Source organism: Chromohalobacter sp. (assembly GCF_039830575.1).
Classification (GTDB): Bacteria; Pseudomonadota; Gammaproteobacteria; order Pseudomonadales; family Halomonadaceae; genus Chromohalobacter; species Chromohalobacter israelensis.
Genome location: NZ_JBDOOX010000012.1, coordinates 487,019 through 510,960, shown reverse-complemented (window position 1 = coordinate 510,960; position 23,942 = coordinate 487,019). Strand labels below are relative to the sequence as shown.

The 23,942-nt window shown below is 64.3% G+C and carries 22 protein-coding genes; 12 read left to right on the top strand and 10 right to left on the bottom strand.

The window, feature by feature from the left end:
• The first annotated feature begins 1 nt into the window (after window position 1).
• The 6 genes from tolR to ABGX75_RS12285 are packed head-to-tail and all read left to right on the top strand — an operon-like array spanning window position 2 to window position 4,946.
• Entirely contained in the window at window positions 2–439 is a 438-nt protein-coding gene (gene tolR / locus ABGX75_RS12310) for a protein TolR (protein WP_011507149.1), read from the top strand.
• A 9-nt stretch (window positions 440–448) separates the two neighbouring features.
• Window positions 449–1,459: a cell envelope integrity protein TolA gene (tolA, locus tag ABGX75_RS12305; RefSeq protein WP_347411428.1), complete on the top strand. Its 1,011-nt coding sequence runs from the start codon at window positions 449–451 to the stop codon at window positions 1,457–1,459.
• Window positions 1,459–2,745: a Tol-Pal system beta propeller repeat protein TolB gene (tolB, locus tag ABGX75_RS12300; protein ID WP_347411427.1), complete on the top strand. Its 1,287-nt coding sequence runs from the start codon at window positions 1,459–1,461 to the stop codon at window positions 2,743–2,745. Before tolA ends, tolB begins: the two co-directional genes overlap by 1 nt.
• A gap of 42 nt (window positions 2,746–2,787) precedes the next feature.
• The gene (pal, locus tag ABGX75_RS12295) at window positions 2,788–3,321 is read left to right on the top strand and encodes a peptidoglycan-associated lipoprotein Pal (RefSeq protein WP_011507152.1); all 534 of its coding nucleotides are present in this window, start codon (window positions 2,788–2,790) and stop codon (window positions 3,319–3,321) included.
• Window positions 3,322–3,340: 19 nt separating this feature from the next.
• Window positions 3,341–4,105, top strand: coding sequence for a tol-pal system protein YbgF (gene ybgF, locus ABGX75_RS12290; protein WP_224114688.1), 765 nt, complete (start codon window positions 3,341–3,343; stop codon window positions 4,103–4,105).
• 55 nt (window positions 4,106–4,160) lie between these two features.
• Window positions 4,161–4,946: a YciK family oxidoreductase gene (locus tag ABGX75_RS12285; protein WP_301969119.1), complete on the top strand. Its 786-nt coding sequence runs from the start codon at window positions 4,161–4,163 to the stop codon at window positions 4,944–4,946.
• 54 nt (window positions 4,947–5,000) lie between these two features.
• Here ABGX75_RS12285 and ABGX75_RS12280 read toward each other — a convergent pair whose 3' ends face one another.
• Both ABGX75_RS12280 and ubiG read right to left on the bottom strand, forming a co-directional pair.
• Complete coding sequence (locus ABGX75_RS12280) at window positions 5,001–5,660, bottom strand: HAD-IA family hydrolase (RefSeq protein ID WP_347411426.1); 660 nt, start codon at window positions 5,658–5,660, stop codon at window positions 5,001–5,003.
• Window positions 5,657–6,394: a bifunctional 2-polyprenyl-6-hydroxyphenol methylase/3-demethylubiquinol 3-O-methyltransferase UbiG gene (ubiG, locus tag ABGX75_RS12275; RefSeq protein ID WP_035409617.1), complete on the bottom strand. Its 738-nt coding sequence runs from the start codon at window positions 6,392–6,394 to the stop codon at window positions 5,657–5,659. The genes ABGX75_RS12280 and ubiG overlap by 4 nt, the downstream gene beginning before the upstream one ends.
• Before the next feature lie 269 nt (window positions 6,395–6,663).
• Here ubiG and galU point away from each other — a divergent pair, with 269 nt between their 5' ends.
• Window positions 6,664–7,551: a UTP--glucose-1-phosphate uridylyltransferase GalU gene (gene galU / locus ABGX75_RS12270; RefSeq protein ID WP_011507157.1), complete on the top strand. Its 888-nt coding sequence runs from the start codon at window positions 6,664–6,666 to the stop codon at window positions 7,549–7,551.
• A 3-nt stretch (window positions 7,552–7,554) separates the two neighbouring features.
• Window positions 7,555–8,847 carry a nucleotide sugar dehydrogenase gene (locus ABGX75_RS12265; protein ID WP_011507158.1) on the top strand — a complete coding sequence of 431 codons (1,293 nt, stop codon included), beginning with the start codon at window positions 7,555–7,557 and terminating at the stop codon, window positions 8,845–8,847.
• Window positions 8,848–8,929: 82 nt separating this feature from the next.
• On the opposite strand, the gene ABGX75_RS12260 is transcribed toward ABGX75_RS12265, so the two are convergent.
• Window positions 8,930–9,511 (bottom strand): Fe-Mn family superoxide dismutase, encoded by a 582-nt coding sequence (locus tag ABGX75_RS12260; protein ID WP_110061404.1) that lies wholly within the window; start codon window positions 9,509–9,511, stop codon window positions 8,930–8,932.
• A 211-nt stretch (window positions 9,512–9,722) separates the two neighbouring features.
• On the opposite strand from ABGX75_RS12260, the gene ABGX75_RS12255 reads away from it, so the two are divergent.
• From ABGX75_RS12255 to ABGX75_RS12245, 3 genes are all read left to right on the top strand, one after another.
• On the top strand, window positions 9,723–10,559 hold the full coding sequence (locus tag ABGX75_RS12255; RefSeq protein WP_110061403.1) for a heme exporter protein CcmD: 837 nt from the start codon (window positions 9,723–9,725) through the stop codon (window positions 10,557–10,559).
• A gap of 177 nt (window positions 10,560–10,736) precedes the next feature.
• On the top strand, window positions 10,737–12,527 hold the full coding sequence (locus tag ABGX75_RS12250; RefSeq protein WP_347411453.1) for an autotransporter assembly complex family protein: 1,791 nt from the start codon (window positions 10,737–10,739) through the stop codon (window positions 12,525–12,527).
• Window positions 12,491–16,504, top strand: a complete 4,014-nt coding sequence (locus ABGX75_RS12245; protein WP_347411425.1) for a translocation/assembly module TamB domain-containing protein — start codon at window positions 12,491–12,493, stop codon at window positions 16,502–16,504. The genes ABGX75_RS12250 and ABGX75_RS12245 overlap by 37 nt, the downstream gene beginning before the upstream one ends.
• Here the strand turns inward: ABGX75_RS12245 and ABGX75_RS12240 are convergent.
• Entirely contained in the window at window positions 16,473–16,946 is a 474-nt protein-coding gene (locus ABGX75_RS12240; protein WP_256985407.1) for a YchJ family metal-binding protein, read from the bottom strand. The two genes, ABGX75_RS12245 and ABGX75_RS12240, sit on opposite strands and share 32 nt — an antisense overlap.
• A gap of 19 nt (window positions 16,947–16,965) precedes the next feature.
• Between ABGX75_RS12240 and msrA the strand changes: the two genes are divergently transcribed.
• Window positions 16,966–17,601 carry a peptide-methionine (S)-S-oxide reductase MsrA gene (gene msrA / locus ABGX75_RS12235; RefSeq protein WP_110061401.1) on the top strand — a complete coding sequence of 212 codons (636 nt, stop codon included), beginning with the start codon at window positions 16,966–16,968 and terminating at the stop codon, window positions 17,599–17,601.
• Between the two features lie 18 nt (window positions 17,602–17,619).
• Here msrA and ABGX75_RS12230 read toward each other — a convergent pair whose 3' ends face one another.
• The 6 genes from ABGX75_RS12230 to ABGX75_RS12205 all read right to left on the bottom strand — a co-directional run bounded on the left by ABGX75_RS12230 (window position 17,620) and on the right by ABGX75_RS12205 (window position 23,865).
• The gene (locus ABGX75_RS12230; RefSeq protein ID WP_110061400.1) at window positions 17,620–18,648 is read right to left on the bottom strand and encodes a hydrolase; all 1,029 of its coding nucleotides are present in this window, start codon (window positions 18,646–18,648) and stop codon (window positions 17,620–17,622) included.
• 94 nt (window positions 18,649–18,742) lie between these two features.
• Window positions 18,743–19,663 carry a LysR family transcriptional regulator gene (locus ABGX75_RS12225; RefSeq protein ID WP_110061399.1) on the bottom strand — a complete coding sequence of 307 codons (921 nt, stop codon included), beginning with the start codon at window positions 19,661–19,663 and terminating at the stop codon, window positions 18,743–18,745.
• A gap of 155 nt (window positions 19,664–19,818) precedes the next feature.
• Window positions 19,819–20,877, bottom strand: coding sequence for an oligopeptide/dipeptide ABC transporter ATP-binding protein (locus tag ABGX75_RS12220; protein WP_011507167.1), 1,059 nt, complete (start codon window positions 20,875–20,877; stop codon window positions 19,819–19,821).
• Window positions 20,874–21,875 (bottom strand): ABC transporter ATP-binding protein, encoded by a 1,002-nt coding sequence (locus ABGX75_RS12215; RefSeq protein WP_011507168.1) that lies wholly within the window; start codon window positions 21,873–21,875, stop codon window positions 20,874–20,876. Before ABGX75_RS12215 ends, ABGX75_RS12220 begins: the two co-directional genes overlap by 4 nt.
• 5 nt (window positions 21,876–21,880) lie before the next feature.
• Window positions 21,881–22,819, bottom strand: a complete 939-nt coding sequence (locus tag ABGX75_RS12210; protein WP_011507169.1) for an ABC transporter permease — start codon at window positions 22,817–22,819, stop codon at window positions 21,881–21,883.
• A complete protein-coding gene (locus ABGX75_RS12205; protein ID WP_128690729.1) occupies window positions 22,816–23,865 on the bottom strand; it encodes an ABC transporter permease in 1,050 nt (349 codons plus the stop codon). The genes ABGX75_RS12210 and ABGX75_RS12205 overlap by 4 nt, the downstream gene beginning before the upstream one ends.
• Window positions 23,866–23,942 lie beyond the last annotated feature (77 nt).

Genomic DNA, 23,942 nt, shown 5'->3' with positions numbered 1-23,942 from the left:
CATGTACGGATCCTATCATCGCCGCCAGCGGCGCAAGCCCATGGGCGAAATCAATGTCGTGCCTTTCATCGACGTGATGCTGGTACTGCTGGTGATCTTCATGATCACCGCCCCCATGCTCAACCAGGGCGTCAACGTCGAGCTGCCGCAGGTCACGTCCGAGCCCATCGACACCGACGAGCGGGAGCCGTTGATCGTGTCGGTGGATCGCGAGGGGCAATATTACATCTCGCTGGGTGACGAAGAGACGCCGGTCGCGCTCGACAAGCTCGGTGAGCAGGTTACCGCCATGCTGAGTCGTCGTCCCGATACACCGGTCATGGTGCGGGGTGACCGCAATGTATCCTATGGTCAGGTCGTGACGCTGATGAGCACATTGCAAGGCGCTGGCGTGGGCAATGTCGGGCTGATCTCCGAGCCCCCGTCCAGTGAACAGTGAGGAGTCGACATGGCGAAACGTGAACGCCGTGTAGGCTATGGGTGGCCCACGCTACTGGCGATTGGCGTGCATGTCGCGGCGCTGTTGTTGACCATCATCAAATGGCCTGCCAGCGAGCCCGAACCCACGTCGTCATCGGTGGTACAAGCCACCTTGGTGCGCGCCGAAACGGCGACGGATCAGCCTCAGCAAACCGAGGAATCCGCGCCTGCCGCCTCGCAGGCCGAGGAGCAAACGCCGGACGAGCCGCCCGCGCCCGACACGAACGAAGAAGCCCCCAGCGAACCGGACGAGACCAGCGTCCCGGAGGTATCGGACACCGCGGTGGAACAAGCCCGAGCAGAGGCACAGCGCTTGCAGGAAGAGGCCGAACGCGCCGCGCAAGCCCGCGCGGAAGCCGAGGCGGAACGTCAACGCCAGCAGGAAGAAGCCGAACGCCAGGCCGAGGCGGAGCGCAAGCGTCAGCAGGAAGAGGCCGAACGCCAGGCCGAGGCGGAGCGCAAGCGTCAGCAGGAAGAGGCCGAACGCCAGGCCGAAGCGGAGCGCAAGCGTCAGCAGGAAGAAGCCGAACGCCAGGCCGAAGCGGAGCGCAAGCGCCAGCAGGAAGAAGCCGAGGCGGCGCGGCAGAGAGAACTTGCCGAACGGGCCGCCCAGGCCAATGCCTCTTCTCTGGAAAGCATGATCAGCGAGGAACAGCAATCCATCGCCAATGCCGAGCAGGCCCGAGAGGCTGCCAACGGCTTCAAGAACCTGGTGCGTCGCTACGTCGAGCAAAGCTGGAACCTGCCACCCAGTGCATCGCGACAATTGCGGGCTATCGTGCGCATTCAGCTATTGCCCACGGGCGAACTGGTGGGAGCCACCATCACGCAAAGCAGTGGCGATGCGGCCTTCGACCGCTCGGTGATCAACGCCGTCGAAAGGGCTGCACCGTTTCGTGAAATGAGTGAACTCGACGCCTCGGTACAACGTCAGTTCCGTGAATTCAATCTGGACTTCAACCCAGAGGACATCCGCTGATGAAACGACTCAATCTGTGGGCAGCTTCGTTGCTGTTAATGCTGTGTGCCGGCATGGCGCATGCCGAACTCACCATCGAGATCACCAAGGGAAGCGATCAGGCGATTCCCATCGCCATCGTTCCCATGGCCAATGGCGACGATCTTCCCGAAAACGTCTCGCGCATCGTCAGCAACGACCTCGAGCGTAGCGGCCGTTTCGAGCCGCTGCCGCGGGAGTCGCTGATTTCCCGTCCGAGCAGTAGTGAAGAGGTTCACTATCAGGATTGGCAGCAGCTGAACAGCGACTATCTGGTCGTCGGCAAGATCGACAACCAGGGCGGTGAATACCGGATCCAGTACGAACTGCTCAACGTGAATGGCCAAAACCGCATGCTCGGCGAGGTCGTGACCTCGAGTCGCGACCAGCTGCGCGACAGCGCGCATTACATCAGCGATCAGATTTTCGAGGAAATCACCGGCATTCGCGGGGCATTTTCCACCAGCATCGCGTACGTCACCGCCAGCGGCGTCGGCGATGACATCGATTATGCCCTCAGCGTCGCCGATGCCGATGGCCACAATAGCCAGCAAATCCTGTCCTCGGACGAACCCATCCTGTCACCGGCCTGGTCACCGGATGGCGGCAAGCTGGCGTACGTGTCTTTCGAAACCGGGCGCCCCGGCATCTATGTGCAGAATCTCGCCACCGGCCAGCGTGTCCGTCTGACCTCGTTCGAGGGCATCAACGGTGCGCCGGCCTGGTCGCCAGACGGTCGTAAACTGGCGATGTCGCTGTCCAAGGACGGCCAGCCGGAAATCTATGTCATGGACATCGCGTCCCGCGATCTGCGGCGCCTGACGCAAAGCGACGCCATCGACACCGAGCCCGAATGGGCCCCGAACGGCCGCAGCCTGATCTTCACGTCCGACCGCAGCGGCAACCCGCAGATCTATCGCTACGACCTGGGCAGCGGGCGGGCCGAACGCCTCACCTTCACCGGCAGCTACAATTCACGTGGTCGTTTCAGCCCGGATGGAGACGCGATCTTCATGGTGACGCGTGACGACTCGGGCTATCACGTGGCGCGTCAGGATCTGGATACCGATCGCATGACGATTCTCACCGATTCCGATTGGGACGAGTCGCCCAGTGTTGCGCCGAACGGCACCATGGTAATCTTCGCCACCCAGGAAGGAACGCGCGGCGTGCTGGGGGCGGTATCGGCCGATGGCAGCGCATCTTTCCGTCTGCCATCGCCGCAGGGCGACGTGCGGGAACCCGCATGGTCTCCCTTTTTGGACTAACCCGCGTAATGTGTCATTCGATTTCCAAGTAAGGAGAAAACAATGCAATTCAAACCCTATGCCAAAGGATTCGCCGTCGCCTTGTCGTTGGCGGTTCTCGCCGGGTGCTCCAGCACAGGCGGCACTCAGGACGGCAGCATGGATGGCACCTCAGGGACTGGTGCCGGTGGTACAGGCACGGCGTCCAGCCAAGGAATGGGCGACGGGCAGGGCACCTCGGGCACGTCGATGAGCGATCGTGACGCCATCCCCGAACAGCGCACCATTTATTTCGCCTTCGACCGTGACACCATTCGTCCCGAGTTCGAATCGGTGCTGAGCGCGCATGCCGAGTACCTGCAGAGCCATCCCAACACGAATGTCGTGCTGGAAGGCCATGCCGACGAACGCGGTACGCGTGAATACAACCTGGGCCTGGGCGAGCGTCGCGCGCGCGCCGTCGAGCAGTATCTCACCGTGGAAGGCGTCTCTGCGTCCCAGATCGAGATCGTCAGCTATGGCGAAGAGCGTCCTGCGGTACGCGGACACGATGAAGAGTCCTATGCTCAGAATCGTCGCGTCGTCTTCGCTTATTAACACGCCGCCGGAGTGACGTATGAAACACGGTCTGAAAAGACTGTGCGGCGCGGGAGCCTTGTTGCTCCCGCTGTCCGTGTGGGCCCAGCCCGCGGTCGATGACTTGACCGACCAGTCGAGCAATAATTTCTACAACCAGACGGCCGCACGCGAGTCGGGCGGCAATCTGGCCCTGTTCAACCAGTTGAAGGACAATCAGCGCGAGATCCAGCAACTGCGAGGGCAGATCGAGGAGCTCCGTTACCAGCTCGAACAGCAGAAGCAGCTGTCGCAGGAACGTTACCTGGATCTCGAGAAACGCCTCGACACGCTGGCCTCGCAACGCCGTGAAGCCGTCGACACTGACGCCGCGGCATCGGTCACGGAAGAGGCATCCGCCACGGGCGACCAGGACGCTCAGTCCGGCGATCAGGGACGCGATGCCTATCAGGCCGCCTTCCAGAAGGTCCAGGCACGCGAGTTCGATGCAGCGATCAAGGCCTTCGAGGACTTCATCGGCGACTACCCGAATTCCAGTTTACGTGCCAATGCGCATTATTGGCTGGGTGAGCTGTACTCCGCCCAATCGCAGCTGGATGCCGCCGCCAAGTCGTTCCAGACGGTCATCGACGATTTCCCCGAAAGCAACAAGATGCCCGATGCGTTGTACAAGCTGGGGCTGCTCAAGGCACGCCAGGGACATCCCGATGAAAGCCGTTCGCTGCTCGATCGGGTACGCAACGACTATCCTGAAAGCAACGCGGCCAGCATGGCCGAGGACTTCCTCAACCAGTCCGGCAACTGAACGCTGCCGGCCATACCGAGCTGATCCCCCGACGGATACGAGGCGGAGGTGAACCATGGAGTGCCATATCGACTATCAGCCGGCGGCCGACCTGCTCGAGGGGCGGGTGATCCTGGTGACCGGCGCCGGTGACGGTATCGGGCGTGCCGCGGCGCGCTGCTTTGCCGCACATGGCGCCACGCTGATACTGGTGGGGCGCACCTTGGCCAAGCTCGAGGCAGTGTACGACGAAATCGAAGTGGCCGGCGGCCCGCAGCCCGCGATTTTTCCGCTGAATTTCGAAGGTGCTACCAGCAAGGAATACCACGAGCTGGCCGGCACTCTGTCCCGTGAATTCGGCCGTCTGGACGGACTGCTGCATAACGCCGGCCTGCTCGGCGACATGACCCCCTTCGCCGATTACGATCTCGAACTCTGGGAGCGCGTGATGCACGTCAACGTCACCGGCCCTCTCTGGATGACGCAGGCCTTGCTGCCGCTGCTGCAGGCATCGCGCGATGCCTCGGTGATCCTGACGTCATCGAGCGTCGGACGGAAGGCGCGGGCGAAGTGGGGCGCCTATGCCGTCTCCAAGTTCGCCACGGAAGGCTTCATGCAGCTCCTGGCCGACGAGCTCGCGGGCACTTCAAGCGTCCGCGTCAACACGCTCAATCCGGGGGCCACGCGTACCGCCATGCGGCGTCGCGCCTATCCCGAGGAAGACCCCGCGACATTGCGCACGCCCGACGCGATCATGCCCACCTATCTGTGGCTGATGGGGCCGGACAGCCGTGAACGCACGGGTGAGGCTTTCGATGCACAGCCCCCGCGAACCTCACGCCCGGGGCACGTCGCCGGGTAAACCGGGCACTGGCACCGAGAAAGAGCTGACCGTGTCCGCGGATGGTACTCCGCATCAGGCGCCCAGTGCTCGTGTCAGGCTTTCCGGGGTCTCGAACCAGCGATCCACCGGCCAGGTGTCCGGCGTTTCGCTCGCGCCGATGTAGCCGTAGCGCACTGCCACCGCCCACATGCCTGCCGCACGCGCGGCCTGCATGTCACGGCAATGATCGCCGATGTACCAGCAGTCACCCGGCGCGACACCGAGCCGCCGTGCGGCTTCGAGCAGGGGAGCGGGATCGGGTTTCTTGACGGGGAGGTCATCCGCGGCCAGCAGCACCCCATGCGTCAGGTTCAGCGCCTCGACCAGCGGCGCGGCGTAGGCGCGCGGCTTGTTGGTCACGATACCCCAGGGCCGACGCGCACGATCCCAGGCGTGTAACAACGGCTCCAGCCCGGGAAACACGCGGCTGTATCGCGCCACGTCGCGCCCGTAGGCCTCCAGCAAAAAGCGCCGTGCCTCGCCGTGATCGGCGTGCGAGGGCGCCAGTCCGAGCGCGAGCTCCACCAGGGCACTACCGCCATTCGACACTTCGGAGCGAATCACCTCGTAAGGCAGTGCCTCTAGCCCGTGGTGCGCCCGCAAGGCATTGGTCGCACAGGCCAGATCGGGCGCGGTGTCGACGAGCGTGCCATCGAGATCGAACAGCAATGCCTCGGGCCACGCGTCGCTCATGCCTCGTCCCCCGCGCCGGTCCACTCCGGCGTGCAGTGCACCATGTAGTTGACGGATACGTCATTGGCCGTCAGCCGATAGCGCTTGGTCAACGGGTTGTAGGTCAAGCCCGTCTGGCGACGTACCCGCAGGCCTGCATCGCGGCACCAGGCGGACAACTCGGCCGGACGAATGAACTTGCGATAGGTATGGGTCCCCCGGGGTAGCAGCTGGAGCACGTACTCGGCGCCGAGGATGGCGAACAGATAAGCCTTGGGGTTGCGATTGATGGTCGAGAAGAACAGGTGGCCACCGGGCTTGACCAGGGTCGCGCACGCACGCACCACGGCCGCGGGATCGGGCACGTGCTCGAGCATCTCCAGGCATGTCACGACATCGAACTCGCCGGGATGCTCGGCGGCCATCTCCTCGGCGCTGATCTGACGATAGGTGACATCCACGCCGCTGGTTTCCTGGTGCAGGCGGGCCACGGCCAACGGGGCCTCGCCCATGTCGATTCCCGTGACGCGCGCGCCTCGATGCGCCATCGCCTCGCTGAGGAGCCCGCCGCCGCAGCCCACGTCGATGGCCGTCTTGCCCGCCAGGTTCGCCTGTTCATCGATGAAATTGAGGCGTAGCGGATTGATGTCATGCAGTGGCTTGAACTCGCTTTCCGGGTCCCACCAGCGGCTGGCGAGCGCCTCGAACTTGGCGATCTCGGCCTGATCCACGTTGTCTCGGAGCGTCTCGCTCATGGCGTGTCCTCTTGGGAAAATGATCCGGCGATGCGCGTCGTGGCGAGGGTAGTGGCCCGTCGCGCGTCGGCATGCCAATATCGTGCATTCTACAACGTTATGCGCCGATGTTGAGGATCGCATCCCGCATGATGGTAGAGAACAGGCATTGGCCTTGAACGTCTTTGCCTGAACATCATCAAAGGAATGCCGAATCGGTGACGCCGTGGCCCTTTTGGCTATGGCATACTGCCGTCATTCGTCCCTGGAACGCTAAGGAAGGAACCTGCATGATCAAGAAGGCCGTACTCCCCGTCGCTGGTCTCGGTACGCGTTGCCTGCCGGCCTCCAAGGCCATTCCCAAGGAAATGATCACCATCGTCGACAAGCCGGTCATCCAGTATGTCGTCGAGGAGGCCGTCGCGGCCGGCATCAAGGAAATCGTCCTGGTGACGCACTCCAGCAAGAGTGCCATCGAAAACCACTTCGACAAGAACTTCGAACTCGAATCCATGCTCGAGGCCAAGGGAAAGGATGAGCTGCTTGCGGAAGTCCGCAACATCGTGCCCGACGATGTCAGCATCATCGCCGTGCGCCAGCCGGTCGCCCTAGGGCTGGGCCACGCGGTCCTCTGCGCGCAGTCGGTGATCGGCGACGACCCGTTCGCTGTGCTGTTGCCCGATGTTCTGGTCGATGCGGAGGGACTGCCGGAAAACGACCTGGCCGGCATGATCCACGCCTTCGACAAGAGCGGACAGGCCCAGATCATGGTCGAGAACGTGCCGCACGAACTGACCTACAAGTACGGCATCGTCGCCCTGGATGGCGAGACGCCCGCACCAGGCGTCAGCGCCCCCCTGAGCGGCATGGTCGAGAAGCCCAAGGTCGAGGAGGCCCCCTCCAGCCTGGCGGTGATCGGTCGTTACCTGCTGCCGGCGGCGATCTTCCCGCTACTGGCCGAAACGACGCCCGGCGCGGGCAACGAGATCCAGTTGACCGACGCGCTCGAAACGCTGCGCCAGCAGCAGGGGGCCGAGGCCTACCGCATGCGTGGCAAGACCTATGACTGCGGTCACCAGTTGGGCTATCTCGAAGCCACCTTGGCGTTGGCCAAGCGCCATCCCCAGCATGGCGAAGGATTCCGCGCCTTGCTGAGCCGCTACGCCGACGAGGGCTGAGCCATGCGCGTCAACGTGTATGGAAGCGAGCTTTCGGCCGCGGTGGCAGCGGCAGCGCTGTCTTCGGTAGGGCACCAGGTCGTCTGGTGCCCCCATCCCGACTTCCCCTGGCATAGTCTGGAAAGCGCCGAATGGCTGATACGCGAGCCGGGGCTCAAGGAACAGATCGACACCGGCTGCCGCTCGGGCCTGCTGACGATTGCCGAGACGCCTGCGCATGGCGAGGTGGACATCCACTGGCTGGCCCTGGCACCCGACCAGCGAGACGCGGCCGAGGCGTATGTGGCCGACGTGCCGGCCGCGCAGAGCACGCCGCTGGTGGTGATCAACAACTCGACCTTCCCGGTGGGTCACACCGAACGCTTCGAGGCCTTGCTCGGTCATGCCGGGCAGGTGGCCGTCGCCTTGCCGGACATGCTGGAAGAAGGGCGTGCCTGGGAGACCTTCACGCGTCCCTCGCGCTGGCTGCTGGGCAGCGAGGACACCCAGGCCACGCACCAGGTCCGCGAATTGCTGCGCGCCTTCAACCGCCGGCAAGACGTCTTCCAGCTCATGCCGCGGCGCGCCGCGGAACTGACCAAGCTTGCCATCATCGGCATGCTGGCGACGCGCATCAGCTACATGAACGAGCTGGCGGGACTCGCCGATTCCCTGGACGTGGATGTCGAGCACGTGCGTCTGGGGATGGGCGCCGACAGCCGCATCGGCTTCGAGTATCTCTATCCCGGTTGCGGTTTCGGCGGTCCGAGCTTCTCGCGCGATCTCATGCGTCTGGCCGATGTCCAGCATGCCTCGGGGCGCGAGTCGCTGTTGCTCGAGCATGTACTGGATATCAACGAGCAGAAGAAGGAGACGCTGTTCCGCAAGTTCTGGAACCACTTCCACGGCCAGCTCTTCGAGCGTCGAGTGGCGATCTGGGGGGCTGCGTTCAAGCCCGGCACCACGCGTATCGATCAGGCACCGGTGCTCACCCTGCTCGATGCCTTGCTGGCACAGGGCGTCAATGTCAACGTTCACGACCCCGAGGCATTGCCGGCGCTGCGTGCTTTGTATGGCGATCACCCACGCGTCACGTTCTGCGATGACGACTTCTATGCCGCATGCGACGGGGCGGATGCCCTGATGCTGGTGACGGAGTGGAAGTGCTATTGGAACCCCAACTGGCGACAATTGAGCGAGCGCATGGCCACGCCGCTGATTCTCGACGGACGCAACATCTTCGACCCCGACTATGTCGCGGCTCGCGGCTTGATCTATCGCGGTATTGGCCGGCGAGCGGATCCGACAGGCGCCTGACCCCGACGAGCCCCGCCAATGCGGGGCTCACCGCGTGAAGCGGGCGAGCCAGGAGGGGAGAGCGTGTTCGGCCCGGAGGTTCTCAGTCGTTGAAGTTCTGGGCGATGAAGTCCCAGTTGACGATGTGCCAGACGGCATCCAGGTATTTGGGACGCGCGTTGCGGTAATCGATGTAATAGGCATGTTCCCAGACGTCGATGGCCATCAATGGCGTGAGACCATGCGCGATGGGCGAATCCGCGTCGTCGGTATTGCGGATGTCCACGCCGCCCTCGTCGGTCTTGACCAGCCATGTCCAGCCCGATCCGAAATTCTCCAGCGCCCGGGCATTGAACGCTTCCTTGAATGCCTCGAAGCTTCCGAACTTCGTCTGGATCGCCTCACCCAGCGCACCGCCGGGCTCGCCGCCGCCGTGCGGCGAAAGACAGTGCCAATAGAAGGTGTGATTCCAGACCTGCGCGGCCTGGTTGAACACGCTTCCGGTCGTGGTCCGCATGAGCGTCTCGAGCGACTTGTCCTCGTGCTCGGTGCCCTGGACCAGCTCATTGAGCTTGTTCACATAGGCCTGATGATGCTTGCCATAGTGATATTCCAGGGTCTCCGTCGACAGATGGGGTTCGAGTGCGTTCTTTTCGTAGGGCAGCGCGGGCAATTCAAATACCATGGGGCTCTCCTTGTAGCATGGTCGCCAATGTCCCCTCGCGTTAACGGGGTGGGGTCACTCTCGGGATCAAAAAACCTTACAATGCAGGACATTCACGAGTGCGATGGCGACCGTCAGCTTAGCACCGTCCCCCTCGGGGGCCAACGTCATCACGCTGACCGCCGAGTCGCCATGTCATTGATAAATAAAGTATTCGAGACGAGACCCGAGCATGTCTGAACGATCGGAAAAGACACGTCAGGAACCGCGTATCGTCCCCGAGCGCGACAGCGATCACCTGAGTACGGCTCCCGCCGGGAGTCGTCCGCGTCATGCGAGTGGCGGTTCGCGCCGTCGCCGTACCCGCGTGTGGCCACTCTGGTGCCTGACGCTGTTGCTCATCGCCGCACTCGTCGTCATCACGGGCTTTTACTGGCAGGAACGCCAGGCCTGGCAGGCTCGACTTTCCAATCTCGAGGCCCGCCAGAGCACGCTGACGGATCGTCTCGATGCCACGGGCAGCTCGCTGGACGCGTCCGGCGACAGCCTGCGCGGGGAGCTCGATCGCCTGCGCGACGAGCTGGAAGCGTCACGCACGGTGGTCGGCAACCTGGAGAACAAGGTCAACGAGTTGAGTGCCGGGACGAATGCCGAGTCGGCGCTGAATACCCTGCGCGAGAATCAACAGGCCCAGCAGGCCCTCATCGCCGCACAGCAAACCGCGCTGGAGGCACTGGAAAACACCGGGGAGGACGAACGCGCCACCCTGAGCTCACGCCTGGACACCCTCTCCTCGCAGCAGGAGCGGCTCGACACGCAAGTAGCGCAGTTGGATGAACTATCGCAACGCCTGGATCAACTGGCCGAAGCCGGGCAGGCACGCGGCACGACGCTTGACGAGGTGCAAGCGAACCTCGACGATCTGGGCGCACGCATCGAAGCCTTGTCCGGCAACCACGACCAGGTGGCCGACGAGGTGGCCGCTCTCAAGGACGAGATTCGGGAACTTCGCCAGGGGCAACTGGCTCTCAATGCCAGTCTGGAAGCGCTTTCCGGGGCGTCTCAGTGACGCCATATCCAGGGCAGACTGACCACGCGATCGCATGACAAGGACCGAGTCATTGAACATCCATCATGGTTTTCCTGCAGGGCACGGCCTCGGCCGGCCCTCGATCGTTCTCGACGCGTCCCTCCAGGCGTTATGAGAACGCTGCGTCACTCAGCCGTGCAGCGCTTCCTCTGCGGGGTGGCCTTGAGCGTCGTCACGTCCAGTGCCATGGCCCTGGAGGCGTCGGTCGAAGGCCTCGACGGCCCGGCTGCCACGAACGTCGTCAACTTCCTCGAGCCGCTCGATACCCGGAACATCAGTGAGGCGCGTCTCGACAGCGATATCCGTGAGCGTACGCAACGAGCGTTGCGCGCATTCGGCTATTATTCGCCCCAGATCGAGACCTCCTATCCCGACGGCATGTTCGCTGGCGACGTGGTGATCGCCATCGATCCCGGGCCCCGTACCCATATCACGCAACTCGATCTGGGCGTCGACGGCGCTGCCGGCGACGATCCCGCCTTCCAGAAGGCCCTCGCGAGCATACCGCTCGAGGAAGGCGACCCGCTTCGCCACGACCGTTACGACAGCGCCAAGACCCGGCTTTCCACACTGGCGCTGGAACGGGGCTATTTCGATGCGGGATTCGCGCAACAACGCATGGAAGTGCGCCCCTGGGAGGCGAGCGCACGCCTGTTTCTGCGCATGCGCAGCGGTCCTCGCTACCGTTTCGGCGATATTCGTTTCGCGGGCAGTCAAATCGAAGAAGCCCGTCTGCGGCGCATGCTGCCTTTCACCAAGGGCGATCCCTATCTGGCGGGGCAACTGGCCGAATACAACCAGCGTCTGGGACAGACCAACTGGTTTCGCGGCATCGCCGTTCGCCCGCGCATCGGCGACGAGCGCAACGTCACGCGGGGCGGGCAATGGTGGCAAGAGGCCACGGGGCGCACGCCTCCCCTGAGTAGCGGCGCGGGGCTGGCCGCCGTGCGCCGTCTGCATGGCCTGCAGAGCACCGACGTGCCGGTGGATGTGGATCTCGTCCCCGCAGACCGGCACAAGTTCGAAACCGGCATCGGCTATGCCACCGATGTCGGGCCACGGGTGCAATTCAGCTGGGAAATGCCCTGGCTCAACGACCGCGGTCACAGCCTGTCCAATTCGCTTTATCTCTCGGGACCGGAACAACGCTTTGATGGCGAGTACGTGATGCCCTTGGCGAATCCACTGCGCGACAGTTATCGCCTCAGTTATGGGCTGCGCAGTCTCGATAACGAGGATACCAAGAGTCTGGAAAGCTCGGTGGAGCTTGCCCGGCGCTGGGAGTTCGACAACGACTGGGTACAAGAACTCTACTTCCGAACCACCTACGAGGACTTCACCCAGGCGGATCAGGACGAGCAGGTGCTCCTGCTGTATCCCGGCATCAGCTGGACCCGCACGCGCACGCGGCAACCCAACTTCCCCAAGTGGGGGGATCGCCAGCGCCTGGCGCTGGAAGTCTCCGATCCCGCCTGGGGCTCGGACGCACGCTTTCTGCGCGCCAGGTTCGACTCGCAATGGATTCGTACGCTGGGTCCGGACAATCGCTTCGTCGGCCGCATCGGCGGTGGCGCCACGGCGACCGACACCTTCGACAAGATTCCCCCCTCGCTGCGCTTCTTCGCCGGTGGCGATCAGAGCGTGCGCGGCTACAGCTACGAAAGCCTGTCTCCGGAAAACGATGACGGCGAACTGCTCGGCGGCCAGCACATGCTGACCGCCAGTGCCGAGTATCAGCGCCGAGTCACCGGCAACTGGTGGGGAGCCACCTTCGTCGATACCGGCAACGCCTTCAATGCCTGGTGGCCCGAGGAACTCAAGACCGGGGCCGGGGTGGGGATTCGCTGGATCTCGCCCGTGGGCCCGGTGCGGTTCGATATCGCTCATCCGTTCGACAATGAGGAGGATGCGTGGCGTCTGCACTTCGCCATCGGGCCGGAATTCTGATCCGCGCGCTGATCTACGTGCCCCTCTGGCTGCTGGGGCTGGTATTGCTGTTGCTCGGGACGGCGCTGTCGCCCTGGGGGACCGCGTGGCTGGCCGATCAGGGGGAGGCGCGTGGCTGGTTCGAGATCGCCGACGTGGAGGGCTCGCCGCTGGATACGCTGACCTTGCACGGTCTGCACCTCGAGCTGGGCACGCTCACCGTCGACGCCGAGCGCTTGCGCTTGAGCTGGGCGGAGGATTGTCTGCTGGAGGGCAAGCTGTGTCTTCAAGGGCTGCAGGTGACGGGCGCCCGGGTGGTGCAGAGCGCGTCGGCGCCTGCCGATCCTCCAGCCGCCGACACCGCCGGCGGGGGCATGCCGACGCTCTGGTTCCCGTTTCCCATCGAACTGCGCGCGCTCGGGCTGGAAGACGTGCGCGTCGAACTGGCCGACGGGACCCGCGTGCAATGGGCATCCTTCACGACCGGTGCCCGCATCGCGGGGGATGAACTCACGCTGCTCCCCACACGGCTCGACGGCGCACGGGTCAGCTTGCCGACGAGCGACGGGCAACGCTTGACCCAGGACATGGCGACGCCGTCCATCCCGGCCACCAGCATCGACGCGGCGGTGCAGGCCGCAGGCAATGCCTCCGTACCGGCAGCGGCACCACAGACGACCGCCCAGGCTGAGGCCTCTTCGCAGGAGGGCGCCGCGCCCGATGGTCGACGCGAGCTGCCGAATATCGATCTGCCTCTCGATATTCGCGCTCCCAGCGTAGTGGTGAACGATTTCGCGCTGCAGGGGCCGACGCCATACCGCGTCACCCGAGCCACGCTGTCGCTTTCCGCGCGTGACGATCAGGTCGACATCCATCGCTTGCATGTACGCAGCGACGACGGGGAAGTGGAGCTCGCGCTGAATGCGACCCTGTCAGGCGAGTATCCCGTTCAGGGGCGGCTGGACACGCAGATCGCCAGAGCGCCGCTGGCGGGCCAGCACGCCACGCTCTCGGTGTCGGGCTCGCTGGCGGATCTGGCGGTGTCCCTCGACGCTTCAGGCCCCGTCACGGCCAGCCTGGAAGCCGAACTCGATGCGTTGTCGCCCAGGTTGCCATTTTCGCTCACGCTCGCGGCTCGGGACATCACCTGGCCCCTGGCCGGTACGAAGGCGTTGCCCTCGTCGACGAGACTGGCGGCCGGGGCGCTGGCGGCCTCGCAGCGCCTGGCGCGTACGTCCGCGCCATATCGCCTCGACCACCTGGACCTCGAGGCCGAGGGCTCGCTTGACGACTACCGTACCACCCTCGACCTGGCAGTCAGCGGGCAGGGCCTGCCGGCCAGCCGCCTGACCCTCCAGGGGCACGGCGACCGCTCGCGCTTTGCCTGGGCGCCACTGACCCTGAGTGCCGAAGGCGGCACGCTCAACGGCCGGGGACACGTGGACTGGTCGTCGGCGCTTGCCGTGGAAAGCGAAGTCACGCTCGATGCACTGCCCGTGGGCGCCTTCACCGACGCCGTGGATGGCACGCTCAACGGCGAGGCCCGCATCGCCTTCGACATGCCGGCACAGGGCTGGCGGCTGCGCGTGCCCGACCTGGCGATCGACGGGACCCTGCAGGACAGACCCTTGCACCTGGACGCCCAGCTCGAGGGCAACAGCCAGATGCAGTGGGTCATCGATCGGCTCGATCTTCGCCAGGGGGACAACCGGCTTTCCGCGACAGGCAGCATCGGGCAGCGCCTCGACCTGAGCGGACGCCTCGATGCACCGCGACTGGCATCGCTGTGGCCGGGTCTCGGGGGAGCGCTGCGGGGGGATCTCCAGGCGCAGGGCAGTCTCGACGCTCCCCGGGTTTCGCTCGACCTGAATGGCGAGTCATTGCGCTTTCAGACCCAACAAGTCCAGACATTGTCGCTGCAGGCTCGTAGTGAAGGGCTCGACGATCCGCGCGTCGACGTCGATCTGGACGTCGAGGGACTCGACGCGGGGGGCCAACGCGTGGAAACGCTGGCCGCGACGCTCGGTGGGCGTCTTTCCCAGCACACCCTGACGCTCGATGCCGAGCTGGGGACGGGAATGCCGGTGTCCCGGGCAGGACTCACCCTCGAGGGCGATTACGACCGCACGGCACAACGCTATCGAGGCGTGCTGGCGCCGCTCGATCTCGCCACGGAATACGGCGATATCTCGCTCGAGGACGACCTGAACGTCACTGCCGACCTGGCCGCCGGCCAGGTGACGCTAGCGCCGTTCTGTCTGATCCGCGAACAGGGCGGCAGGGCCTGTCTGATCGAGCGTGCGCGTCTTTCCGCGGCACAGGGCGAGGCAGCCCTGGCGTTGCGCGATATTCCCATGGACATGTTCGCCGACCGGCTGCCATCGGGCTGGCGCATGGGAGGCGAGACCCAGGGCGAGGCCACCCTCGGGTGGCGCAATGGCGGTCAGGACTGGAATGCCGAAGGCCAGCTCGACAGCCAGCTGACGGTCACCGGCGAAGACGCTCGCGGCAATCCCTGGGAACTCCCCGACAGCCGCCTGGCACTGCGTTTCGACGCCACGCCGACGCGTGCCGATGCCCGGCTGCGACTCGACCAGGGCGACGCGGGACGTTTGGCGCTTACCCTGGGCATCGACGAGCCGCTGGGCGAAGGCGCGATGGAAGGGCGCCTGCAGGTCGACGAAGTCGCTTTCGCGCCGTATCGGGCGCTCGTCGAGGGTCTCTCCGAGCTGCAAGGCGCGCTCAACGGTGACGTCGCACTGGGCGGGACCTTGCGCCGTCCCGATCTTGACGGGCAACTGACTGCCGCCGAGGTGGTCGCGCGTGGTCCGGCGATCCCGGTGGCGATCGAAGACGCTCGCCTGGCACTCGACCTCGCCGGCCAGGGCGGACGTATCGAAGGCTTCGTGGCCGGGGAAGAGGGCCGCCTCGATCTGGTCGGCGATGCGGACTGGCAGGACCCGGCGGCATGGCGCGCTCATCTGGAGATCGACGGCCAGGACGATCCGTTGCTGGTGAGCCTGCCGCAGTTCGGGCGCCTGCGGGTGACGCCGGATCTCAGCGTCGATGCGCGTCCCACGCGTCTGCGCGTGCGCGGCGATGTCGACATTCCCTGGGGACGCCTGGAAGTCGGTCAGATTCCGCCTTCGGCGGTAGCCCCGAGCAGTGACGAGGTCATCATCACCCGCGAGCAGGACGCCGCGCAGCAGGATGAGAAGGCATCCGGCGAGCAGGGCGAGGCCACCGCCCAGGCACTTTCCGAGGCGGGCATGGCACTGGACGTCAGTATCATGCTGAGTCTGGGACCGGACATCAGCCTGGAAGCCTACGGGCTGGAATCGCAACTCGAGGGCGAACTCGAGGTACGTCAGGGCAATGGGCCGGTACAGCTGTTCGGCGATGTCAGGCTCGTCGACGGCGCCTATACCGCGTTCGGACAGGACCTGGTGATCCGTCAGGGGCAGATCCTGTTCAGCGGCCCGGCTTCCCAGCCGCGTCTGCAGTTCGAGGCGATTCGCAACCCCAATACCATCGAGGACGACGTGACCGCCGGGCTGCGTGTCACGGGCCGTGCGGAGAATCCGCAATTGAGCATTTTCTCGGAGCCGGCGATGCCGGAAAGCCGCGCGCTGTCATACTTGCTGCGCGGGCGGGCGCCGGACGATGATGGCGGCGATGGCGCCTTGACGTCGGCGCTGATCGGGCTTTCATTGTCGCAAAGCGGGCGCGCCGTGGGGCAGCTCGGGCAGGCCTTCGGCGTCGATGACTTGAGCCTCGACACGGCCGGCTCGGGCGAAGACAGCCAGGTCGTGGTCAGTGGTTATGTCTTCGATGACTTGAAAGTTAGCTATGGCGTTGGCATTTTCTCCCCCATCGCCGAGCTGACCTTGCGTTATCGACTGATCCAGAATTTGTATCTGGAAGCGGTTTCCGGTGCGGCCCAGGCGCTAGACTTGATCTATACCTTCAGCCTCGGGCGCAGCAACGTTTCGCCTTGAGGCCACTGCCGCAGGGACAGGCGGCATTTCGGCCAATGTCGAGGCGCTGCCACTGGGCATCGCCGTCGACATAGAACCACTGGTCGGCATCGGCAGCGAAACGGAAGCGGCTGGTTTCGGTGAGACGCTGGAAACCTCCGGCGTCGATGAAATCGGCACTGAACGTCACCGTGCCATTCTCGTCTTGTTGGGTGCTGTCATGGACGGTCAGCTTCAGCCAGCGTGTCGCGCCGCTCGCCAGGGCTTCGGCCCGGGGGCGCGTGGCGGGATCCCAGGTGGCAATCAGGACCGCGTGCGCCTCGCAGACAAAGGCGCTGTAACGTGCACGCATCAGCGCCTCCGGCGTCCTGGCGCGTCGCGGGTCCGCATGGATCGGTGCACAGCATTCAGCGAAGCGCCGTGGCTGCCCGCATGGGCAGGGCCCCGGTGTTTCTTTACTCATCGTCATACGAGATTGTCCTATGTGGCCACATGAATCGCTCGAGCTCCCCACGCCGGCAACGGCTCTCGAAGGGCGCGATACGCCCATACGTATCAGCGGCGTCCATTATGTCAACGGGCGTACGATGCTGCCTCCTTTCCCCGCGGAGTACGAGGAAATCGTGCTGGGACTGGGCTGCTTCTGGGGGGCCGAGCGACTGTTCTGGGAAATGCCCGGCGTGTACGTCACCGCAGTGGGTTACGCGGGTGGCCAGACACCTAATCCCACCTACGAAGAGACCTGCACCGGACGCACCGGGCACGCCGAAGTGGTGCGCGTGATCTTCGATCCTACCGAGATCGGGCTGCCCGAGCTGCTGCGAGCCTTCTGGGAAGCGCACGACCCGACCCAGGGCATGCGCCAGGGCAACGATATCGGCACGCAGTATCGCAGTGTCATCTATACCACCAATGAGTTGCAGCGCCCGCTGGTCGACAAGAGCCTGCAGGAGTACGACCAGGCCTTGCAGCAGCAGGGAATGGGCAACGTCACCACGGAAGTCGCGCCGCTCGATGCCTTCTATTACGCGGAAGAGTATCACCAGCAGTACCTGGCCAAGAACCCGGCCGGCTACTGCGGCTTGAAAGGGACCGGTGTCGCCTGCCCGGTCACCTGAGCCCCGCCCACGGCGTCGTCACTCCTTGGGTCCTGCCGCGAGCGAGCGGTGGGGCCGCGCATGCGAGGCCCAGTTTTCCAGCTGCCAGGCGAGACGCCGTGCCAGCCAGGACCCCAGCTTGCCATCGCGCGACTCGATGAACCCGACGTGTCCGCCCTGACGCGCCACTTCCAGCCTCACGGCATCAGCCGGGGCAGGCAGGCGCGAGAACAGGTCGGCGGGCATGAAGGGGTCGTCCGCGGCATGCAGAATGAGGGTGGGCAGCTCGATCTCGCCGAGCAAGCGACCGGCGGAAGCCCGTCGATAGTAATCGGTGGCCGAACGAAAGCCATGCAGAGGTGCCGTGACGGCATTGTCATAGGCCCAGAAGGTTTCCAGGGCGTCGAGTTGCCGCGACGTCAGCGAGATCGGCAGCGGCCCCGCCGCCAGCTTGGCGGCTATCTTGCGCTTGAGTGCATTGAGCAGATGACGCTGATACACCCGTGCAAAGCCGCGGTTGAGGGCGTCGGCACTCGCCGCGAGATCGAGCGGCGCGCTGATGGCGATGGCCCCGGCTAGGTCGAGGCCATCGCCTCCCTGTTCGGCCACCAGCTTGAGCAGCATGTTGCCCCCCAGTGATACCCCGGCCGCGACCTTTATGGCCCGCGGGTAGCGATGGGCCAGCTGACCGATGACCCAGTAGGCATCCGCCGTGTCTCCCGAGTGATAGGCACGTGGCAGCCGGTTGGGCGCCTGACCGCAACCGCGAAAGTGCATCAGTACCGCTCGCCAGCCCAGCGCACTCGCCACACGCAGCAGCTCGCGCGCGTAGGGCGAATCGAATGATCCTTCCAGGCCGTGAAAGAGCACGAAGACCGGCGCATCGTCCCGCATGGGCGCGGGATGCACCCAGGCCAGTTCGACGAAATCGCCATCGGGCAGGTTGAGAATCTCCGTCTCGCGTGCCAAGGGAACGAGCGGCCGCAGTCGCGGCAGCAGGGTCTGCACATGGCGGTTGCCGAGTCCTCTGGGGGCGCGGAAATCGGCGGAAAACGGCGTACGTGACATCACGGGAATCCTGATCAAGCCTGCTTTTCAGCTTAACCGCTTCGCACCGCGCGGCAAGCGTCTTGCCTCTTCTTTACCGCAGGAAAGTGCATGCCTAGCTGCCCAGATCGCTCGCGCCTTCCAGTTGCTGCCACAGGCCCGGCAATCCGGGATGCCGCGAGTCCCGGCGTGCATACAGGCGTATGTCGAGCGGCACGTCCCAGCGTGCGTCGCCGGCACGCACCAGTTCGCCGTTCTGCAGGGCCGCACGAACACTGCGTTGTGGTATCCAGCCGAGCCCGTACCCCTGCGTGACCAGCTCGCGAATGTTGGTGGCCTGCACGCTTTCATTGAGCGTGGTCAGGTAGACAGGTTCCGGCTGGCGGTGCAGGTGAGCCTCGAGTGCCGCCGCCATCAGGCCGCGCGGGTGAAACGCGATCAAGGGCTGCGGCTGGCGACGCGTCCCGGGGAGCGCAAAGCGCGGGCGCCCCGTGCCATCCGGCGCACTGACGGGAACGAGCCGTTCCTCGCCCAGGGTCAAGAACGTCAGCTCGCTGACGTCGAGGTCGAGCGCGATGCGACCACGTGGCCAGTAGCACAGTGCGAGGTCGCATTCGCCACGCTCCAGGCCATGCAGATAATCACCGATCAACCAACTCGTGGCCCGCAGGTAGGGAGAGACGCAATGCGCCAGATCGTGGCGCTCGAGCCATCCCGGCACGACGTTCGAGATCAGACTCTGCGGCGCGGCAAGCAGAATGCGACGGGCCTCATCGGCGGCGATCGATTGCAGGCGATCGCGCGTCAGCCGCACTCGCTCGGTGATCTGTTCGCATAGCGCCAGAAACTCCTCGCCGGCGGGGGTCAAGCTCAATGGCAAGGTCTGGCGGTTGATCAGCGTAGTGCCCATTTCCTCTTCGAGCAGCTTGATACGCCGCGAAAAGGTCGGCTGGGTCACGTTCTGGGCATCGGCGGCCCGGGAAAAATGACGTTCCCTGGCCAACACGATGAAATCTTCGAGCCAGCGGATTTCCATTTGTCAGGCGCCATCCATAGTCGTCGCCGCACAGGGTACGGCACTCACGACACGACATGCCATCGCCCCTGGCGGACGGCCGGGCGACGTTCGCCAGGCCATCCGCCTCATGCGGTGTTCATGGAGAAAGATCATGCAATTTCTCGCGGGGTGGTTCAGAGGCGTCCCTCCTCGACGCCATGACAGGCGACCCGGTTGCCGTCGTCGGTGGCGATGAGCTGCGGGACTTCCTGGCGACAGCGTTCCGTGACGTGTGGACACCGCCCATGGAAGACACAGCCCGAAGGCAGGTGGACCGGGGTGGGCACCTCGCCGGACAGTCTGACATGCTCGGGCCGGTTGTCCTCGAGGCGCGGAATCGCCGACAACAGGGCCTGGGTATAGGGATGCCGCGGCCGTGCGAACAACGAGCGGGTATCCGCCAATTCGCACACCGTGCCCAGATACATGACCGCCACCCGGGTGCCGAAATGCTCGACGACCGCCAGATCGTGCGTGATGAAGAGATAGGTCAGGTGGCGTTCGGCCTGGGCATCCATCAGCAGGTTCAGCACTTGCGCCTGAATCGACACGTCGAGGGCCGAAATCGGCTCGTCGGCGACGATGAATTCCGGATCGACGGCCAGGGCCCGGGCGATGGCGATACGCTGGCGCTGCCCGCCGGAGAACTCGTGCCCGAAACGCTTGCCCCATTCGGGATCGATACCCACCGAGGCCATGACCTCGGCCACCTTGTCGTGTATCTGCGGCGTCGTCCACTCCGGGTGGTGGAAACGCAGGGGCTCTTCCAGTGTCTGCTGAATCGTCATGCGAGGATTCAGCGAGGCATAAGGGTTCTGAAAGATCATCTGCATGCGCTGGCGGTAGGGCAGCAGCCGCTTGCCGCGCAGGTCGTCGATGCGCTGGCCGTCGTAGCGGATTTCGCCGGCACTGGGCGACAGCAATCCCATGACCAGGCGCGCCACGGTGGATTTGCCGCAGCCGGATTCGCCGACCACGCAAAGGGCCTCGCCTCTGCGCACCGCGAGGTCGACGCCATTGATGGCATGCACGCTATCGTTGCGCCGCACCAGACGACCTTTCTCGAAGCGCAGTTGTTCGAGAAACCCCTCGGCCAGGGGAAAATGCTTGTAGAGCCCGCGGATCTCCAGCAGGGAGTCGGTCGCCGACGACGTCGGCGTCGCAGGTGACGCTTGAGTGGCGACGGCGTTCATGAGGCCTCCTTTGCGAGCATGTCACGCACCATGTGACAGGCGACTTGGCAGTTGCCCGAGGTCACGAACTCGGGCACCTGATCGAGACAGTCGCGGCGCGGCTGTCCCGTGGCGTCGTACCGGTATTGGCAACGCGGATGAAAGGCGCACCCGCTGGGCGTATTGGACAGCGAGGGCATCGAGCCGGGAATCTGGTTGAGTCGGCTACCGGGCGTGGTCATCTGCGGCAGGGCATTGAGCAGCCCCTGCGTATAGGGATGCTGAGCATCGTTGATGATTTCCCGCGTCGGCCCCTGCTCGATGACCCGGCCGGCGTACATGACCAGCGTGCGCTGCGTCATCTGGCTGACCACGCCCAGGTCGTGAGTGATCAACACCAGCCCCACGTTGTGCTTTTCGCACAACTCGCGCAGCAAGGTCATGATCTCGGCCTGGATGGTCACGTCGAGGGCCGTGGTGGGCTCGTCGGCCACGATGATGTCGGGATCCAGCAACAGGGCGATGGCGATGATGATGCGTTGACGCATCCCCCCGGAAAGCTCATGGGGGTATTGATCCAGCCGGGTCTCGGGCGAGGGAATGTAGACTTGCTTGAGCTTGTGCAGGGCGATCGCGCGCGCCTCCTGCGTGGAGATGCGCCGATGCGCCTTGAGGCTCTCGACCATCTGTTCCCCGATGGAGAGCACCGGGTTGAGCGTCATCATCGGGTCCTGGAAGATCATCGAGATACGATTGCCGCGCACCCGGCGCAATTCCCGCGATGACATCCGGGCCAGGTCAATGCCTTCGAAGCGAATGCTGCCCCCGGCGATGTAACCGGGCTTGGCGATCAGGTTGAGCAGGGTGAACGCGGCCACGGACTTGCCCGCGCCGGACTCACCGACGATGCCCAGGCGCTCGCCACGGTCCAGCGTGAAGCTGACGTCGCGCAAGGCACGAACCTCGCCTTGGCGCAGGGCGAAGCGCACGTCGAGATTGGAAACTTCGAGAAGAGCCATGTGCGTTACCCCTTGTAGAGACGAGGATTCATGACGTCGCGCAGCCAGTCACCGAGCAGATTGACCACCAGCACCAGCACGACCAGCACGGTGCCGGGGATCAAGGTGATCCACCAGGAGCCGGACTGCAGGTAATCGAAGCCCGACTTGATCAACGAGCCGAGCGACGGCTGGGTTTCCGGCATGCCAAGCCCCAGAAAGGAGAGGGCGGCTTCGGAAATGATGGCGTTGGCGATCTGCACGGTCGAGATGACGAAGATCGGCGACAGCGTATTGGGCAGGATATGCCGGAACATGATGCGCCGATCGCGATAGCCCATCACCCGGGCGGCGTCCACGTATTCCTTGCTGCGCTCTGCCAGCACCGAAGCGCGCACGGTGCGGGCGTATTGCGGCCACTCGGCGAGACCGATGATCAGTACCAGCAGCCAGACGGCGTAGGCACTGTAGGTGGCGCCGCCGAAGATCGCCTTGATGACGGCCCCCACGATGATCGCGACCATCAGCGTCGAGAACGACAGCTGTATGTCGGCCAGGCGCATCAGGAAGGCGTCGATGCGGCCCCCCAGGTACCCGGCCAGCAGTCCCACCGTGACACCGATCACGGCCTGCAGGATCACCGCACCGAAGCCGATGATCAACGAGACACGCGCTCCGTAGAGAATCGTCGAGAGCAGGTCGCGTCCCTGGGCATCGGTTCCCAGCGGGAAGAGCGGGTCGGCACCGTCGATCCACATGGGCGGCAGCTCGGAATCGAGAATGCTGATCTGGGTGAGATCGTAAGGATTCATCGGTGCGAGCCACGGCGCGCAGATCGCCCCCAGCAGAAGACACAGGAAGATGGCCAGGCAGCATTGCGCGATCCAGTCGCGCTTGAAGCTGTAGACCAGATAGGAGTTGCGAAAGCGCTTCCAGCGGGAAGGCGTGGTTGTCGTCGTCGTCATGCCGGCTTCCCTGTCAGTTTCACGGTCGGATTGACGAGCCCGTAGATCAGGTCGACCAGCGTGTTGGTGATCACGAAGATCAGGCCGACGATCATCAGGTACGTCACGATGAGCGGAATGTCGGAGCGCTGAATGGCCTCGAGGAACATCAGGCCCATGCCCGGCCATTGGAAGACGGTCTCGGTGAGGATGGTGTAGGCCACCATGGTCCCGAGCTGGACACCGCCGACGGTGATCACCGGCAGCATGGTGTTCTTGAGCGCATGGACGAAATAGATCCGCTTGCGGGAAATCCCCTTGGCCGTGGCGAACTTGACGTACTCCGACTGCAGCACCTCGAGCATTTCGGCGCGTATCAGCCGAATGAAGAGCGGCAGCATGATCGAGGCCAGCGAGAGGGAAGGCAGTACCAGGTACGTCAGTCCCTCAAGGGAGAAGAAATTGCTGTCCCAGGTGCCGAAGAGATGCGTCAGATCGTTGCCGCGCCCGTAAGACGGCATGCCGCCCTCGGTGGACAGAGCCCCGTTGAGCCACTGTCCCCATCCCGTGTCTGCCGGGAATGGCGAAAAGTCCACCCCGATCGCGAAGATCTGGATCAACATGATGGCGGTCAAAAAAACCGGAATCGAGATACCGACGATGGAAACGCTCATGAACAATCGCGACAGGGCCGATCGCGGTCGTATCGCGCAGTAGACGCCAATCGGCACCGAGAGCAGCACGATGATCAGAGTCGTGGCAATGACCAGCTCCAGTGTCGCCGGCAAGTGGCGCAGGATGACGTCCGTCGTGGGCTCGTTGAAGAAATACGAGTAGCCGAAGTCGCCTTGCACGGCATTCACCGCGAAGCGGGCGTACTGCACGAGGAAGGGATCGTTCAGGCCCAATTCCTCGCGTAGTTCGGCGCGCTCGCTTTCCGGCACGGACTGTCCCACCATCTGCTGGATGGGATCGCCCAGATTGCTCTGGATGGCGAAACTGATGACGCTGATGACGAACATGACCACGAGGGCATGCATCAGTCGCTTGATCAAAAAAGCGATCATGGATGGCGTGTCCTGTTAAATGGGCATCCCCGGCGCATGCGTCGTGCGACACGCACCGAAGACATATCGTGGATGGG

Coding starts and splice junctions, on each gene's coding strand:
- ABGX75_RS12205 (WP_128690729.1), bottom strand. CDS start 23,865: ATGATCGCTTTTTTGATCAAGCGACTGATGCATGCCCTCGTGGTCATG.
- pal (WP_011507152.1), top strand. CDS start 2,788: ATGCAATTCAAACCCTATGCCAAAGGATTCGCCGTCGCCTTGTCGTTG.
- ABGX75_RS12230 (WP_110061400.1), bottom strand. CDS start 18,648: ATGTCACGTACGCCGTTTTCCGCCGATTTCCGCGCCCCCAGAGGACTC.
- tolA (WP_347411428.1), top strand. CDS start 449: ATGGCGAAACGTGAACGCCGTGTAGGCTATGGGTGGCCCACGCTACTG.
- ABGX75_RS12210 (WP_011507169.1), bottom strand. CDS start 22,819: ATGACGACGACGACAACCACGCCTTCCCGCTGGAAGCGCTTTCGCAAC.
- tolR (WP_011507149.1), top strand. CDS start 2: ATGTACGGATCCTATCATCGCCGCCAGCGGCGCAAGCCCATGGGCGAA.
- ABGX75_RS12225 (WP_110061399.1), bottom strand. CDS start 19,663: ATGGAAATCCGCTGGCTCGAAGATTTCATCGTGTTGGCCAGGGAACGT.
- ABGX75_RS12260 (WP_110061404.1), bottom strand. CDS start 9,511: ATGGTATTTGAATTGCCCGCGCTGCCCTACGAAAAGAACGCACTCGAA.
- ubiG (WP_035409617.1), bottom strand. CDS start 6,394: ATGAGCGAGACGCTCCGAGACAACGTGGATCAGGCCGAGATCGCCAAG.
- ABGX75_RS12215 (WP_011507168.1), bottom strand. CDS start 21,875: ATGGCTCTTCTCGAAGTTTCCAATCTCGACGTGCGCTTCGCCCTGCGC.
- ABGX75_RS12285 (WP_301969119.1), top strand. CDS start 4,161: ATGGAGTGCCATATCGACTATCAGCCGGCGGCCGACCTGCTCGAGGGG.
- ABGX75_RS12265 (WP_011507158.1), top strand. CDS start 7,555: ATGCGCGTCAACGTGTATGGAAGCGAGCTTTCGGCCGCGGTGGCAGCG.
- galU (WP_011507157.1), top strand. CDS start 6,664: ATGATCAAGAAGGCCGTACTCCCCGTCGCTGGTCTCGGTACGCGTTGC.
- tolB (WP_347411427.1), top strand. CDS start 1,459: ATGAAACGACTCAATCTGTGGGCAGCTTCGTTGCTGTTAATGCTGTGT.
- ABGX75_RS12220 (WP_011507167.1), bottom strand. CDS start 20,877: ATGAACGCCGTCGCCACTCAAGCGTCACCTGCGACGCCGACGTCGTCG.
- ABGX75_RS12280 (WP_347411426.1), bottom strand. CDS start 5,660: ATGAGCGACGCGTGGCCCGAGGCATTGCTGTTCGATCTCGATGGCACG.
- msrA (WP_110061401.1), top strand. CDS start 16,966: ATGTGGCCACATGAATCGCTCGAGCTCCCCACGCCGGCAACGGCTCTC.
- ybgF (WP_224114688.1), top strand. CDS start 3,341: ATGAAACACGGTCTGAAAAGACTGTGCGGCGCGGGAGCCTTGTTGCTC.
- ABGX75_RS12255 (WP_110061403.1), top strand. CDS start 9,723: ATGTCTGAACGATCGGAAAAGACACGTCAGGAACCGCGTATCGTCCCC.
- ABGX75_RS12240 (WP_256985407.1), bottom strand. CDS start 16,946: ATGAGTAAAGAAACACCGGGGCCCTGCCCATGCGGGCAGCCACGGCGC.